The sequence below is a fragment of the Rhizobium sp. WSM4643 genome, from assembly GCF_025152745.1.
GTDB lineage: Bacteria > Pseudomonadota > Alphaproteobacteria > Rhizobiales > Rhizobiaceae > Rhizobium > Rhizobium leguminosarum_I.
In genome coordinates, this window is record NZ_CP104040.1 from 4,205,041 (window position 1) to 4,218,457 (window position 13,417).

General features: G+C 61.8%; 15 protein-coding genes. 5 read left to right on the top strand and 10 right to left on the bottom strand.

Annotated features, from left to right (window positions below):
* Positions 1-116 precede the first annotated feature (116 nt).
* From N1937_RS20750 to N1937_RS20770, 5 genes are all read right to left on the bottom strand, one after another.
* Positions 117-986: a LysR family transcriptional regulator gene (locus tag N1937_RS20750; RefSeq protein WP_222292903.1), complete on the bottom strand. Its 870-nt coding sequence runs from the start codon at positions 984-986 to the stop codon at positions 117-119.
* A 132-nt stretch (positions 987-1,118) separates the two neighbouring features.
* Entirely contained in the window at positions 1,119-2,183 is a 1,065-nt protein-coding gene (locus N1937_RS20755) for an ABC transporter ATP-binding protein (RefSeq protein ID WP_222292900.1), read from the bottom strand.
* A 10-nt stretch (positions 2,184-2,193) separates the two neighbouring features.
* Positions 2,194-3,033, bottom strand: a complete 840-nt coding sequence (locus N1937_RS20760) for an ABC transporter permease (protein ID WP_222292898.1) — start codon at positions 3,031-3,033, stop codon at positions 2,194-2,196.
* Positions 3,030-3,914 carry an ABC transporter permease gene (locus tag N1937_RS20765; protein ID WP_222292897.1) on the bottom strand — a complete coding sequence of 295 codons (885 nt, stop codon included), beginning with the start codon at positions 3,912-3,914 and terminating at the stop codon, positions 3,030-3,032. Before N1937_RS20765 ends, N1937_RS20760 begins: the two co-directional genes overlap by 4 nt.
* Positions 3,915-4,007: 93 nt before the next feature.
* Complete coding sequence (locus N1937_RS20770) at positions 4,008-5,084, bottom strand: extracellular solute-binding protein (protein WP_130701914.1); 1,077 nt, start codon at positions 5,082-5,084, stop codon at positions 4,008-4,010.
* 261 nt (positions 5,085-5,345) lie between these two features.
* On the opposite strand from N1937_RS20770, the gene speB reads away from it, so the two are divergent.
* The 5 genes from speB to N1937_RS20795 all read left to right on the top strand — a co-directional run bounded on the left by speB (position 5,346) and on the right by N1937_RS20795 (position 9,861).
* Positions 5,346-6,407: an agmatinase gene (gene speB, locus N1937_RS20775; protein WP_222292896.1), complete on the top strand. Its 1,062-nt coding sequence runs from the start codon at positions 5,346-5,348 to the stop codon at positions 6,405-6,407.
* Between the two features lie 85 nt (positions 6,408-6,492).
* Positions 6,493-7,290 (top strand): transporter substrate-binding domain-containing protein, encoded by a 798-nt coding sequence (locus N1937_RS20780; RefSeq protein ID WP_222292895.1) that lies wholly within the window; start codon positions 6,493-6,495, stop codon positions 7,288-7,290.
* A 145-nt stretch (positions 7,291-7,435) separates the two neighbouring features.
* Positions 7,436-8,104: an amino acid ABC transporter permease gene (locus N1937_RS20785; RefSeq protein ID WP_222292894.1), complete on the top strand. Its 669-nt coding sequence runs from the start codon at positions 7,436-7,438 to the stop codon at positions 8,102-8,104.
* Positions 8,101-8,748: an amino acid ABC transporter permease gene (locus N1937_RS20790; RefSeq protein ID WP_222292893.1), complete on the top strand. Its 648-nt coding sequence runs from the start codon at positions 8,101-8,103 to the stop codon at positions 8,746-8,748. Before N1937_RS20785 ends, N1937_RS20790 begins: the two co-directional genes overlap by 4 nt.
* 141 nt (positions 8,749-8,889) lie before the next feature.
* Positions 8,890-9,861 carry an ornithine cyclodeaminase family protein gene (locus tag N1937_RS20795; protein ID WP_222292892.1) on the top strand — a complete coding sequence of 324 codons (972 nt, stop codon included), beginning with the start codon at positions 8,890-8,892 and terminating at the stop codon, positions 9,859-9,861.
* Between the two features lie 53 nt (positions 9,862-9,914).
* Here N1937_RS20795 and N1937_RS20800 read toward each other — a convergent pair whose 3' ends face one another.
* From N1937_RS20800 to tsaD, 5 genes are read right to left on the bottom strand one after another with little or no spacing between them, the layout of a single operon-like run.
* Positions 9,915-10,562 carry a class I SAM-dependent methyltransferase gene (locus tag N1937_RS20800; protein ID WP_222292890.1) on the bottom strand — a complete coding sequence of 216 codons (648 nt, stop codon included), beginning with the start codon at positions 10,560-10,562 and terminating at the stop codon, positions 9,915-9,917.
* Positions 10,559-10,990, bottom strand: a complete 432-nt coding sequence (locus N1937_RS20805) for an EVE domain-containing protein (protein ID WP_003543603.1) — start codon at positions 10,988-10,990, stop codon at positions 10,559-10,561. The genes N1937_RS20800 and N1937_RS20805 overlap by 4 nt, the downstream gene beginning before the upstream one ends.
* 1 nt (position 10,991) lies before the next feature.
* The gene (locus N1937_RS20810) at positions 10,992-11,285 is read right to left on the bottom strand and encodes a YciI-like protein (protein ID WP_170278702.1); all 294 of its coding nucleotides are present in this window, start codon (positions 11,283-11,285) and stop codon (positions 10,992-10,994) included.
* A gap of 9 nt (positions 11,286-11,294) precedes the next feature.
* Complete coding sequence (locus N1937_RS20815) at positions 11,295-12,278, bottom strand: NAD(P)H-dependent glycerol-3-phosphate dehydrogenase (RefSeq protein ID WP_222292888.1); 984 nt, start codon at positions 12,276-12,278, stop codon at positions 11,295-11,297.
* Positions 12,275-13,396 (bottom strand): tRNA (adenosine(37)-N6)-threonylcarbamoyltransferase complex transferase subunit TsaD, encoded by a 1,122-nt coding sequence (gene tsaD, locus N1937_RS20820; protein WP_222292885.1) that lies wholly within the window; start codon positions 13,394-13,396, stop codon positions 12,275-12,277. The genes N1937_RS20815 and tsaD overlap by 4 nt, the downstream gene beginning before the upstream one ends.
* Positions 13,397-13,417 lie beyond the last annotated feature (21 nt).

Below are 13,417 nucleotides of genomic sequence, written 5' to 3' on the forward strand. Positions count from 1 at the left end.
CTCGCCATTCCGGTAGGAGGAATTAAATTGACCCGATATAATGGAAGGTGAACGCTCCCAGAAGGAGTTGGAGCAGGATGTCGTCCGAAACCGATCACATTTTTCGGCATCATGCTCTAGCTGGACAATATGGCCGTATGCCGCGAAATGAAGTCCACAAGATAGCGCGCGCCTTCGGCCGTCTCGGACTGAGCATACAGACCGATCTCGATGCGCACCGGACCGGGCAGGTCCGCCGATCTGTCAAGCGTCCGGCAGCCCTCCGGTTTCGTGTTGAGCATCATTGGCGCGATACCGATACCGACGCGAACCGCGGTCGCCATGGCCACCAGCGTCGATGCGACGCACGCCGTCTTCCACTTGATGTTCCGCTGGGACAGAGCCGCAATCGTCGGAAGCGTCCAGGGACACTCCTCCTCGAACATGATGATGGGAAGCGGCTTTTCCGTATCCGCCACAAAGTCGGATCTGACCGTCCACATCAAATATTCGGTCCAGATCAGGGTCGGTTTTCGCGCGAGGCAGGTGATGTCGCAAACTACGAGATCGAGCTTCCTGTCTTCAAACAGGCTGGCGAGGCGACGATTCGGCTCGACGATGATGTCGATCTCGACCTTCGGGTTCTGGGCTCTGAAGGCACTAAGAATGTCGATCAGGTGGCCGGCTGCGAAGTCCTCGACGACGCCGAGGCGAATGCGGTCCTCGATCATCTTGCCTGTCAGCCTTTTCCCGACCTCATCGCTGAGGGCGACCATTTCGCGGGCATAAGCCAGCATGATCTGCCCATGGCTCGTCAGCTCGAGGCCCTTTGACGAACGCGAAAACAGCGTAACGCCGACAAGCTCCTCCAGCTTGCGGATCTGCATGCTCACGGCCGCCTGCGTTCTGTTCAGCTTGACGGCTGCTCCATTGACGGTGCCGATTTCCGCGACGGTCAGAAATGCACGAAGCAGATAGGAATCAAGATCAAGCATCGGAAGCCGCATTCCATACTTTGTGGCGCTCGAGAGCCGAGGGCCTCTCTGCCCGTAAGTGGACATTGGACGAACCATGTCCTTCCGGCAACTGGTGACCCTTAGCCCGGGCGCAGTGTAAAGCTGCGCCCCATCCATGCCAGCTTATCGCGCAAAGAGAACGCATGCCTCGGGGGGAATGGAAACGCTGATCTCCTGCCCACGAGCGAAGGCTATGTCTGGACGGTTCGGGCAAGCCGAGATTATGCGGTCGCCAGTGGCGAGGTCCAGAACGACATGCCTGAAGGCACCGAGTGTCACGACGTCGGCAACGCGCCCGGGCATGGCTCCGGCAGCCGGAACACCGGACGATATCTCGATGCTTTCCGGCCTCACGCAAATCTCGGCGGCACCTGAAAGACTTGCCGTGGACGCGACCGGGAACTCCCAGCCGGATTCGGAGCGAAATTTGCCGGCCGTTCCGCCCGCGGCCGAAATCGAGCCATGAATCCAATTCGTCCGACCCATGAAATCCGCGACGAAACGCGAGTCTGGACGCCAATACACATCATCCGGCTTGCCGGATTGCATGATTGCTCCACGGTTCATCACGAATATCCGCTCTCCCAGGCTCATCGCCTCCTCCTGGTCGTGGGTTACCACGATGGCGGTCGAGCCGACCGCGGCGAGCACATCCTTCAATTCGGTGCGCAGCTCGTGGCGAAGTTTGGCGTCGAGGGCCGACAGCGGCTCATCCAGAAGAACGAGGCTTGGATGGGTGGCGAGCGCCCGCGCAAGCGCAACACGCTGCTGCTGGCCGCCGCTCAACTGGTGCGGCCGCCGCTGTCCGAAACCGACGAGCCGGACGAGCTCAAGCATCTCGGCAATGCGGCGCGGTATTTGCCCCGGCGGATGGTTGCGATGGCGAAGTCCGTAGCCGATGTTCTGTTCGACGGTCATATGCGGGAAAAGAGCGTAGTGCTGGAACAGCAGCCCGACATTGCGCTCATAGGGTTTCAATCCGGCCATCGGCTCGCCGTCGATCAAGATCGAACCTTTGTCGGGCCGCTCGAATCCGGCAATGAGCCGAAGAATGGTGGTCTTCCCGCAGCCGCTCGGCCCAAGCAGTGCGATTGTTTCGCCTGGGTTCACCGACAAGGAGATATTGCCAAGGGCGACCGTTTCGCCGAAGCGCTTGCTGACCCCTTGAAATTCCACGGCAGAAATCATCGTGTTGTCCTCATGAACGAAACAGGCCTTGGCCGACGACGGTGTCGAAGCCGACGACACGGTCCAGCACAACGATCAGCAACGCGGTGACGGCAATCAGGACCACGGCCGCCGCAGCGATCGTCAGATCGAAAGCCGCGCGCATGTTGCTGACCAGCGTAACAGGCAAGGTCGTTGCGGACGGATCGCTCAGGAAGAGACTGATCGATACGTCATCCATCGAAATTGCGAAGGCGAAAATCGCGCCGGTGACGACGCCCGTCCGCATCAGCGGCAGGGTAATGGTCCAGAAGGCCTGGCCCTCCGTGGCGCCGAGAACCATTGCGGCTTCCGTCAATCGTTGGTCGCTGCCGAGAAGGCTGGCGAGACTGGTCCTTATGCAATAGGGCAACGTCACGATGACGTGGCCGAGGAGCAGGCGCGCCATACCATTTGTGATACCGGCCTTGGAAAGGAAGAGCAGCAGGCCGAATCCAATCACGACCGGCGGGACGATGAGTGGCGAGAGGAAGGCCGAAGTCAGCGCTGCCTTTCCCGGAAAATTACCCCGGGCAAGACCGACAGCTGCCGCAGTTCCAATCGTGACGGACAAAGCCGTCGTGAGTACCGCCAGGATGAAGCTGGTGCGCAGGCTGGCAAGGATATCCGCCTGGGAGACGAGCCGTTCGAACCAGTGAAGCGACAGGGCAGGTGGCGGCATCGGGCCGAGATAGGTCCTGGCGTCGAAAGCCATGACGCATGTTATCACCAACGGGATGGCGAGGAACGCCAATCCAAGGCCGATGACACCGTAGGCAAGGGAACCGGCGATCCGGTCTCCGGTTCGCGCTGCAAGAGACCGCATGCTCATCGGGAAACCCTCCGCGCCTGCGCAAACGTGATGACAGCGACGACCGCCAACGCCACGGCAAGCATGACGAGCGAGATCGCCGCGCCGCTCGGATAGTTGGCGATATCGCTGAACCGGGTGTAGATGACGTTTGACATGAAAAGCACCCGGCCCCTCCCGAGCACCATGGGAATGACGAAGGCGCTGATCGCGAAAGTCAGCGACACCAGCGTGCTCGAGACCAGAGCCGGGAAGCTCAGCGGAAGCGTGATCGACAGATGGGCTTTCCATCCCGGCGCGCCGAGCGACTGGGCTGCATCGAGCAGACGCGGGTCGATCGATTGCATCGCGCCAATCAGCGTCAGGGTTGCGACCGGTATGATCGAGTGAACCAGACCCGCAATAACGACGATATTGATATATTCGCGGCTGTTGGGAAAAAGGCCCAGTGTCAAGAGGAAGGGTCGGAAGATGCCGACCGAGCCGAAGGTCAGTTCGATCGCATACGTCTTGATCAGGACGCTGGAAAGAACAAGCGTAATCAAAAAGCCGAGGGTAAGCGTGCGCATCCGCGGCGAAATGCGCCGCACGATGAAATAGGCCAGCGGGAATGCCACAAGCTGGCCGATGATCGCGGCCACTCCACCAATCCAGAAAGTCGTCAGCAGGACACTCGCAAACGCCTGGTTTGCAAGCTCGTAGTAGTTTTGAACCGTTGCCGCGGCATTTTCCACGGAGCCGACGCGCCCCGGCGTAAACTCCTTCAAGCTTTCGATTGCCAGATTGATGAGCGGTGACAGAAAACCGAATGCGAACACCAGCAGGGCTGGCCCGAGCGTCAGGGCAGCATCTCGGCGATCCGGAATAGAAATGGCAACGGGTTGCCGCCTTACCTTGGTCATGGTGGAACTGCCTTTTCCTCGCCCTTGCGGGCCATGAGAAAGGGAGATTGTCGAAGCCGCGCCCGCGCCTTCGACAACCTGCCGCGACACGCCTCAGAGCAATGGAGCGATATCCTGCTCCCAGCGCTTGGACCAGGCATCCTGCTGTTCGAGAACGGCATTGTAGTCCGGCACATAGACGAAGCTCGAAAACTCGTCCGACGTGAAGGACAGATGCTTGAGATTGTCGGGCGTAACCGCCTTGCTGTTCAACGGCGCTTCGCCAGCCACCTTGGCGTAGAGCGAGTTCATGTCCGGGCTGATCGCGAAGTTGACGAAATCGAGCGTTGCCTTGGTGTTCGGTCTATTCTTCAGGACGCCGAAGCCGCTCTGGTAGAGGAAGGCCTTGAAGTTGCTGTCCTTGGTGAAACGCGTAACCGGGAAGTTTTTCGCCACCGCCGCCCAGCCGGGCTCGGCGAAGAAGCCGACGGAGGTCTCGCCAGACGTCAGCGAATTGGTGAAATCGATATCGGTGACGGCGACGCGGCCGATATTGCCGGATTTCGCCAATTCCGTCATCAGCTTCCATCCGGGTTCCATATTCGTTTCACTGCCCCCAGCGTGAAGGGCGAGCGCAACAATCTGGAGCATCATGCTCTGTGTCGGGCCTGGCCAGCAGATCGCGCCCTTGAGATCGGGGCTCAGCAGATCATCGATGGTCTTCACGGCGATCGGAGCCGTATCGGTTCGGGCGCCGAAATACATACCGCCAACTGCGCGCGGGACCGCTTTGATATTGCCCTTGCCGTCACGAATGATGATTTTCTCGGGAATATTCGCGAGGTTGGGAACATCGGCCGGATTGATGGTCTCGAGCCAATCCTCCTTCACCATGCTGTTGAATGAGCCTTCCCAGCCGGCGACGTAGTCGTAGTCGACATTCGGCCAGACGGCCTTGATCTTTGGCAGGATCGCGCCCGCACCGCCCTGATGAAGAACCCAGTTGAATGTCGCCGCATTCTGGTCGGCGGCAATCTGCTTCATCGCTTCGACGACATCGCCGCCCCATTCGACGGCGGTGAGATTGCCGCTGCCGGCTGCGGCGGATCTCGCAAACCCGGTCATCGTGCCGGCAATCCCCGCGGCTGCGGCGGATCCGAGGAAGCGGCGGCGTGTCATATCGTGCAACATGGTAGGTTCCCTTTGTTGTCGGCCCTCTGCCGGACCGTTCGCATCGGAGACTGCTTGGAGGTTGCCAGCCGCGGTAGTGGGAAAATTCTCGCAGGGTTATAAAGTTTTCTGAATGCACCGATGGACGCGCTACCCGCATCGCGGAGCCTCGGCGGATTCGAGCTATCAATAATCGTTATATCCCCTCTCGAATTTTCGCGGTTCCAAGAGAAGCGGATGGGGCCGATGATGATGGCAGCATCAATACCGTGGGAGCCTGCCTTGACCATTGACCGGGATTTTCTGGAAGACTTGAGAAAGCGCTTCGGCAGCGCTGCAGGCGGAGAGATGGAAGATCCGCACTTCCGCGCCGTGGCCGCCAGCGTATTCAAGGACGGCGACAGCCGGAAATGGCCCTTCGCCGATCCTGCGACCTTTCTGGATGCCCGTTTCATCGAGAACGGCTTGCGGCCCGAGGTGCTTGAGGCCCTTGACGTGGCTCTGATCGGCGTGCCGATGGACCTCGGCGTTACCAATCGCGCCGGTGCGCGGCTGGGGCCGCGGGCCGTCCGGGCGATCGAGCGTATCGGCCCCTACGAGCATGTTCTGCGTGTCGCGCCGATGGGAGGGCTAAAGGTCGCCGATGTCGGCGACGTGCCGATGCGCAGCCGGTTCGGCCTGGCCGAATGCCATGCCGACATCGAGACCTGCTACCGGATGATCGCGGCAACCGGGGTTATCCCGCTGTCGGTCGGCGGCGACCATTCGATCTCCGGCGCCATTCTCAAGGGCCTGGCGGCCGGCCAGCCGGTCGGCATGATCCACATCGACGCTCATTGCGACACCGCTGGTCCCTATGAGGGCTCCAAATTCCATCACGGCGCGCCCTTCCGCGAGGCGGTTCTGGCAGGCGTGCTCGATCCGAAGCGTACGATCCAGATCGGCATCCGCGGCGGCGGCGAATATCTCTGGGAGTTCTCCTTTGCCTCCGGCATGACCGTCATCCACGCGGAAGAGGTGGCGGAGATGGGCCTCAAGGCGGTGATCGCAAAGGCTCTGGAGGTTGTCGGCGCCGGTCCGACCTATCTCAGTTTCGACGTGGACAGCCTTGATCCGGCCTTCGCTCCAGGAACCGGCACGCCGGAAGTCGGCGGGCTTCAGCCGAGGGAGGCTCTGACCCTGCTGCGCGGTTTCAAGGGCATCAACCTCGTCGGCGGCGACGTCGTGGAAATCGCGCCGCAATACGACAACACCACCAACACCGCGCAGATCGCCGCGCAGGTCCTGTTCGAACTCCTGTGCCTCGCGATGTTCAGTCCCGCGGTCAGGACAAAGCTGACCTGAGAACCAGCTCCACAACGGCAGCGTGCATGGTGCCCGTTGCCATCCATCACCTGTCGCACAACACGTCTCAAAAAGGGGGAACGACATGACTGCTCTTATGAAATTGCGCTACACCGCCACTGCGGCAATTGCCGTGTTCGGCATCCTGGCAGGGGCCGCGCAGGCCGACGAACTTGCCGATATCAAAGCCGCGGGCGAGATCAACATCGGCATCTTCTCCGATTTCCCGCCCTTCTCTTCGGCAAGCGCCGATATGAGCATCAAGGGCTATGACGTCGACGTTGCCCAGAAGATCGCCGACGGGCTCGGCGTGAAACTCAATCTCGTCAGCGTTACCGGCCAGAACAGGATCGCCTACCTGAACGACGACCGCGTCGACCTGCTGATGAGCGTCGGCTATTCGAAGGAGCGCGCCGAGGTTATCGATTTTGCCGCCCCGTACGCCCCCTACTATATCGCCGTCATCGGACCGGCGGCGCTGAAGGTGAGCGGCAAGGAAGACCTTGCCGACAAGACAATTGCCGTCAATCGTGGGACGCTCGAAGACACGTCGCTGACGGCCGCGGCCCCCGGCTCGGCCGCGATCCAGCGTTTCGAGAACTATAATTCGGTCATCCAGGCCTTCATATCCGGCCAGACCCAGTTGATGGTCGTCGGCAACGATGTCGGTGCGCAGGTTCTGGCACGACAGGAAGCCCTGAAGCCGGAGCAGAAGTTCCAGCTCCTCAGCTCCCCCTCGCACATTGCGCTCCGCAAGGGCGAGGATGGCCTGAAGAAGGCTGTCGATGACAGCGTCGCCGCAATGATCGCCGATGGTTCGCTCGACGCCGGCTCGAAGAGCTGGCTGAAAGCGCCGCTCAACCCGGAAAACCTGAAGGACTGACGAGGACGGCCTCCCGCGCACCAGAGCATGATGCCGAAAACTGTCAGCGATTGCGGTGGCATCATGCTCCAATTCTTTGCTTGAGAGGCGGACCCAGATTTCCGGGGCCACCCGGCCCAGATCATCCGGCTCCAAAGGACATGCGATGAGATACAGCCTCGATTTCAATTGGCTTTGGGACGGAATGGGAGCCCTGGCTTATGGCGCAGGCACGACGCTTGCATTGACAGCCTCCACATCGGTCCTCGGGATCGTTCTCAGCGTTCTCGGCGCGGCTGCGCGCCGGGGACATTATCCGTGGTTGCGCAAGGTCGTCGGCCTCTATGTGGAAATCATGCGCAATACGCCGTTCCTGGTGCAGCTGTTCTTCATCTTCTTTGGCCTGCCTAGTCTCGGCATTCGCCTCGATCCGGTCACTGCCGCCGTCCTTGCCATGACCCTCAACATGGCCGCCTACACGATCGAGGTGGTCGGGGCCGGGCTCGATGCCATACCGAGAGGCCAGAAGGAGGCGGCGCAGGCACTCGGCCTGAGGCCCCGGCTGGTGTTCTTCAAGATCATCCTGCCGCAAGCAGTCGCCATCATCTTTCCTGCACTGACGAGCCAGATCATCATCATGATGCTGGAATCGGCGGTGGTTTCGCAAATATCCGTCCGCGAACTGGCGCAGGAGGCCGATCTGCTTCAGTCGCGCACCTTCCGCTCCTTTGAGACCTATCTGGTGGCGACGTTGATCTACCTTTCGATGTCCGCCGCACTTCGCCGGCTCCTGGTCGCCGGGAAACGCCGTTTTCTGGGAGCCGGTCTGGCATGATTGAGTTCACCTTCTGGGACATTCTGCGCAATCTTGCCTTCGCGACACGCTGGACCCTTATGCTTTCGCTCGCAGCCTTTGCCGGCGGCGCCATCTTTGGCCTGGCGATCCTGTCTGCACGGATATCGAAAACACGCTGGCCGCGCAGCTTCGCGTCCGGCTACATAGCCCTGTTTCAGGGAACGCCGCTCCTCATGCAGCTCTTTCTGATGTTCTTCGGCCTGCCGATGCTCGGTTTCCGGATCGAGTCATGGACCGCCGCCGTTTGCGGCCTGACGTTCTATGCCAGCGCTTATCTTGCGGAAATCTGGCGGAGCGGCGTCGAGGCGGTGCCGCGCGGGCAATGGGACGCCGCGGCCAGCCTGGGCTTGCATCGTCTCCTCGAACTTCGCCTTGTCATCCTGCCGCAGGCTTTCCGGATCACGCGCGCGCCGACGGTCGGGTTCTTGGTCCAGTTGATCAAGAGCACCGCACTGGCCTCGATCCTCGGCTTCGACGAACTGCTGAAAACCGCAAACGCCATCAACAACGCGACCTTCGAACCTTTCAAGGTCTACGGTCTCGTCGCAGTGATCTTCTTCGCCCTGTGCTATCCGCTGACGCAATACGCCAGAATTCTGGAGAAGAAAGCGGCGTTTGGCTGAGTGGTGTTCAGTGCTCTGCATTCCCCAAAAGGCCGGTGCCGGTTGAAAAGCCGGTGCGCCGCGCGGCGGCGACGCGGCTCTCGTTCAATCACACAGAACTCGCCTTATCCCGCCGTTAGAACTTCCTGAGAGATCGCTTCAATGACCGACACACAAATCCGTATTCTCGATGCCCGCACAACGGGCGAGCTTCTGCCTTTCGGCGGGCTGGTCGCGACCTTGCGGCAAGCATTTGCCGAAGGCTGTGTCGTGCCGGTACGGCATCACCACACGATAGCCAACAGCGGCGAGCCGGATGCGACGCTGCTTCTGATGCCGGCCTGGCATGAAACGCACCGGTCGGACCGCTACCTTGGCATCAAGATCGTCACCGTCTTTCCCGGCAACACGGTGCGCGGCATTCCCGGTTTGACCTCGACTTACATGCTCTACGATGGCCGGACCGGGATGCAGCTTGCGCTACTTGACGGAAACACCATCACCACGCGCCGCACGGTAGCGGCATCGGCCCTTGCCGCGGATTATCTTGCCCGAAAGGACGCAAGCCGTCTGCTGGTAATCGGCGCAGGCCGCGTCGCGAGCCTCATACCTGATGCCTATCGCGCTGTCCGGCCGATCGCACATGTCGATATCTGGGATATCGATCCCGCCAGCGCCGAACGGCTGGCGCAGAGCCTCCGGCAACAAGGACTCAAGGCCGCTGCCGTCACGGATCTGGAAGCAGCAGTGCGGCAAGCCGATATCGTCAGCGCGGCGACGCTGGCGACCGCGCCGCTTATCCGCGGCGAATGGCTGCGGCCGGGCACCCATGTCGATCTGATCGGCGGCTTCACCCCGGCGATGCGCGAGGCCGATGACGAGGCGCTTCGGCGCTCCTCGGTCTATATCGACACGCACGAAGCCCTTCACGAAGCGGGCGATCTGGTCCAGCCGATCAGGGCCGGCGTCATTGCTGCAGATGCGGTGCGTGCGACACTTGACGAATTGTGTCGTCGGGATAGTCCAGCCCGGGCGTCCAACGATGAGATCACTCTCTATAAGGCCGTCGGAACGGCATTGGCTGATCTTGCCGCCGCAACGATGGTGTATGAGGCCGCCTTGATCGCCGGCTGACGTCTTTTGGTCCGGGCGATCGCGAATGATCGAATCCTGAATGTCGATCGGACTTAGGGAGTGAACCGCCACACTGTCGTCTTCTTGATTTCGCTGTCCTCCAGCGCCCGAGTTACCGGCACCTCATAAACCGCGCAGAATTCCAACCGATCCCGCGGCAGGTAACTGCGTCCGGGGTCTCCGACCAGCACCCGATCGCCGTCGGCTGCCAGCTTGGCGAACCAGGGAACGAGCGCATCGGCGAAAGCGCGATCGTAGAAGACGTCGCCGGCAAGTACGATATCCGCATCGACAGCCCGCCCGATCAGATCGGCGCCAGTAAATCCGAGCGAGACGCGATTGGCCTCGGCATTCAACCGGACTGCCGCCTCCGCCCAGGGATCGATATCGCTAGCCATGACCTCCCGGGCACCGGCCATCACAGCCGCGATGCCGACAAGGCCGGAACCGCTGGCGAAATCCAGCACCCGCTTGCCGCGCACGGTCTCGGGATGATCGAGAACGTAGCGTGCCAGTGCCTGGCCGCCCGCCCAGGCAAAAGCCCAGAACGGCGGCGGCAGGCCGATCGCTTCCAGCTCTTCCTCCGTCTTCAACCAGAGCTCATGCGCCTCGCTCGCCAGATAGAGCGAAATCTCCGGCACATGCGGCGGCGGCGTCAGGCTGGTATTGGCGCGGATGAAAGCTTGCGGATCGGTCTTCAACGCGGCGGATTGTCCAGCCCGCCCATCCGGCAGACTTCGAGATATTCTTCCTCGGTGACCGGCTGCACCGAAAGCCGCATCGAGGTGACGAGCGCCATCTTGGCGAGCTTCTCGCTCGCCTTGACGTCCTTCAACGTCACCGGCTTCGGCACGTCCATGACGGCGCGGATATCGACGCAATCCCACTTCGGATCGCCCTTGGCGGAAGAATCGGGATGCGACAGGGCGCAGACTTCGACGATGCCGACGATCTCCAGCCCGTCATTGGAATGATAGAAGAACCCTTTGTCGCCGATCTGCATCGCCCGCATATTGTTGCGCGCCAGATAGTTGCGGACGCCGGTCCATTCCGTGCCTTTTTCGCCGGCAGCCTTCTGCTGCTCCCAGGACCAGGAGGCGGGTTCGGATTTATAGAGCCAGTGCGCCATGTCACGCCTCCGGTTTGTTGAAGACCCAGTTGTAGGCCTTGACGTCGACGCTTTCGAATAGTCCGGCTTTGGCGTAAGGGTCGGCATCGGCAAGCGCACGCGCCGCCTCTTTCGATTCCGCTTCGACGACGATCAGGCTGCCGCAGGGCTTGCCGTCGTCATCGAGAAACGGGCCGGCGATCTTCAGCGTGCCCTCGGCATTCAGCTTGTTCAGATGTTCGATATGCGTCGGGCGCGTATCCATGCGCACGTTCAGATGTCCCGGTTTGTCCTTGCAGAGAAGGGCGAAAAGCATGTCTGTCTCCTATTCGGTGGTGATCGGACGCGTCATCAGTTGCTCTATCGCCTCTGATATATCGAGCCTGCCGTCGATGATGGCGGAAACGGCATCGGTGATCGGCATGCTGACCTTCAATTCCGCCGCAAGCCGCGAGGCAACGGAGGCAGCAAACGCGCCTTCCACCAGCGCGCCATGCAGCGGATCGGTCTTTTCGCCGCGCCCGAGTGCGATGCCGAAGCGCAGGTTTCGCGATTGATGGCTCGTCGCCGTCAGCACCAGATCGCCGAGGCCGGAAAGCCCGCGCACCGTATCCGCCTGCCCGCCCTTGGCGACGACGAAACGCGACATTTCCGCAAGCCCGCGCGCAATCAGCGCCGCACGGGCGGAATCGCCGATGCCGCGGCCTTCGACAATGCCGCAGGCGATCGCCAGCACATTCTTCAGCGCGCCGCCAAGCTGCACGCCGATCCGGTCGTTGGAAGCGTAGAGCCGGAAGGTCCTGCCCGATATGGCCTGAGCGAGGCGCTCCGCGGTCTCCATGTCGGCTGCCGCAATCGCCATCGCCGTCGGCAAGCCTTTCGCGATATCGGCGGCAAAACCGGGACCGGAGAGCACCGCGACGGAATGATCCGGCAGTTCCCGTTCCAGCATGTCGGTCAAAAGATTGCCCGTCGCCCGCTCGATGCCCTTGGCGCAGGTAACAATCACGGCATCCTTGGAAAGATAAGGTCCGTATTGCCGTGCCGCATCGGCCTGCGCCTGCGACGGCATCGCAAAAAGCACGATGGAGGCACCAGTGATTGCATCCGCCTCGGCGGAAAATTCCAGCGTATCGGGCAGGAGAATGCCGGGCAGCGCCGCATCATGCAGCCGTTCGGCCTTCAGATCGGCAATCAGTGACGGATCGCGCCCGACGAGTGTCACGGCGCTGCGGCCGGCAAGGGCGATGACGGCCGCAAGCGCCGTGCCGAAAGCCCCCGATCCGACGACGGCGATGTTTTCGCTCATGCCTTGGCCCCTCGTTTTCCGAAACCGATCAGCGTTTCCGCATTGGAATCGAGCGGCCAGCGCGAGCGCGGCTGGACGTCGAGCGTATCCGGCGCGGCGCCGGTCGCCATCCGCTCCAGTCCCGCCCAGGCGATCATCACGGCATTGTCGGTGCAGAGGTGCAGCGGCGGCGCAATGAAGCGGAAACCGTTCTTGTCGCACAGCGCCTGCAGCGTGCCGCGCAGTTCGAGATTGGCGGCGACACCGCCGGCAACGACCAGCGCCGGCTTTTCGCCAGTCGCTGGGCCAGGCGCTGGGAATGTCGCAGGAAATTCGGTCTTGAACCGCTGCAGGCCACGGCCGATGCGGTCTTTCAGCGTCCGCGAAACCGCCTTCTGGAACGAGGCGCAAATGTCAGCCACATCCTGATCGCTGAGCGGCGCGATATCCTGCGCCGCCTGCCGCACCGCCGTCTTCAGGCCGGAGAAGGAAAAATCGAGCCGTGCCTCGCCGACCAGCGGCCGCGGAAAGTCGAAGCGACCGGGATTGCCGTCCCGCGCCATCCGCTCCACCGCCGGGCCGCCGGGATAGGGCAGGCCGAGCAGCTTTGCCGTCTTGTCGAAGGCTTCGCCCAGCGCATCGTCGATCGTCGTGCCCCAGCGCTCGTACTGCCCGACGCCACGCACCAGGATCAGCTGGGTATGACCGCCGGAGACGAGCAGCATCAGATAGGGAAAGGAAAGCCCGTCCGTCAGCCGCGCCGTCAGCGCATGGCCTTCGAGATGGTTGATCGCATAGAGCGGCTTGCCGGCGGCTCTGGCGATCGCCTTGCCGGTCATCAACCCCACCAGCAGCCCGCCGATCAGCCCCGGCCCCGACGTGGCGGCGATGGCGTCGACATCGTTGAGCGACACATTGGCGCGCTTCAGCGCCTCCTCGATCAGCTCGTCCAGTGCCTCGACATGGGCGCGGGCGGCGATCTCAGGCACCACGCCGCCATAGGCGCTATGCTCGTCGAGTTGGGAAAGCACGACATCCGACAGCACGTTGGAATGCCCCTCCGCATCGCGCTCGACGACCGCCGCGGCGGTCTCGTCGCAGCTCGTTTCGATGCCAAGGATGCGCAGAAAGGGAACCATAAGGCCTGTTCGTTGATTGCG

What these genes read in the sequence shown, in the direction of transcription:
- N1937_RS20815 (WP_222292888.1), bottom strand. Translation starts at nt 12,278, where the DNA reads ATGAGCGAAAACATCGCCGTCGTCGGATCGGGGGCTTTCGGCACGGCG.
- N1937_RS20760 (WP_222292898.1), bottom strand. Translation starts at nt 3,033, where the DNA reads ATGAGCATGCGGTCTCTTGCAGCGCGAACCGGAGACCGGATCGCCGGT.
- N1937_RS20795 (WP_222292892.1), top strand. Translation starts at nt 8,890, where the DNA reads ATGACCGACACACAAATCCGTATTCTCGATGCCCGCACAACGGGCGAG.
- N1937_RS20810 (WP_170278702.1), bottom strand. Translation starts at nt 11,285, where the DNA reads ATGCTTTTCGCCCTTCTCTGCAAGGACAAACCGGGACATCTGAACGTG.
- N1937_RS20770 (WP_130701914.1), bottom strand. Translation starts at nt 5,084, where the DNA reads ATGTTGCACGATATGACACGCCGCCGCTTCCTCGGATCCGCCGCAGCC.
- N1937_RS20785 (WP_222292894.1), top strand. Translation starts at nt 7,436, where the DNA reads ATGAGATACAGCCTCGATTTCAATTGGCTTTGGGACGGAATGGGAGCC.
- N1937_RS20755 (WP_222292900.1), bottom strand. Translation starts at nt 2,183, where the DNA reads ATGATTTCTGCCGTGGAATTTCAAGGGGTCAGCAAGCGCTTCGGCGAA.
- N1937_RS20765 (WP_222292897.1), bottom strand. Translation starts at nt 3,914, where the DNA reads ATGACCAAGGTAAGGCGGCAACCCGTTGCCATTTCTATTCCGGATCGC.
- N1937_RS20790 (WP_222292893.1), top strand. Translation starts at nt 8,101, where the DNA reads ATGATTGAGTTCACCTTCTGGGACATTCTGCGCAATCTTGCCTTCGCG.
- tsaD (WP_222292885.1), bottom strand. Translation starts at nt 13,396, where the DNA reads ATGGTTCCCTTTCTGCGCATCCTTGGCATCGAAACGAGCTGCGACGAG.
- N1937_RS20750 (WP_222292903.1), bottom strand. Translation starts at nt 986, where the DNA reads ATGCGGCTTCCGATGCTTGATCTTGATTCCTATCTGCTTCGTGCATTT.
- N1937_RS20805 (WP_003543603.1), bottom strand. Translation starts at nt 10,990, where the DNA reads ATGGCGCACTGGCTCTATAAATCCGAACCCGCCTCCTGGTCCTGGGAG.
- N1937_RS20780 (WP_222292895.1), top strand. Translation starts at nt 6,493, where the DNA reads ATGACTGCTCTTATGAAATTGCGCTACACCGCCACTGCGGCAATTGCC.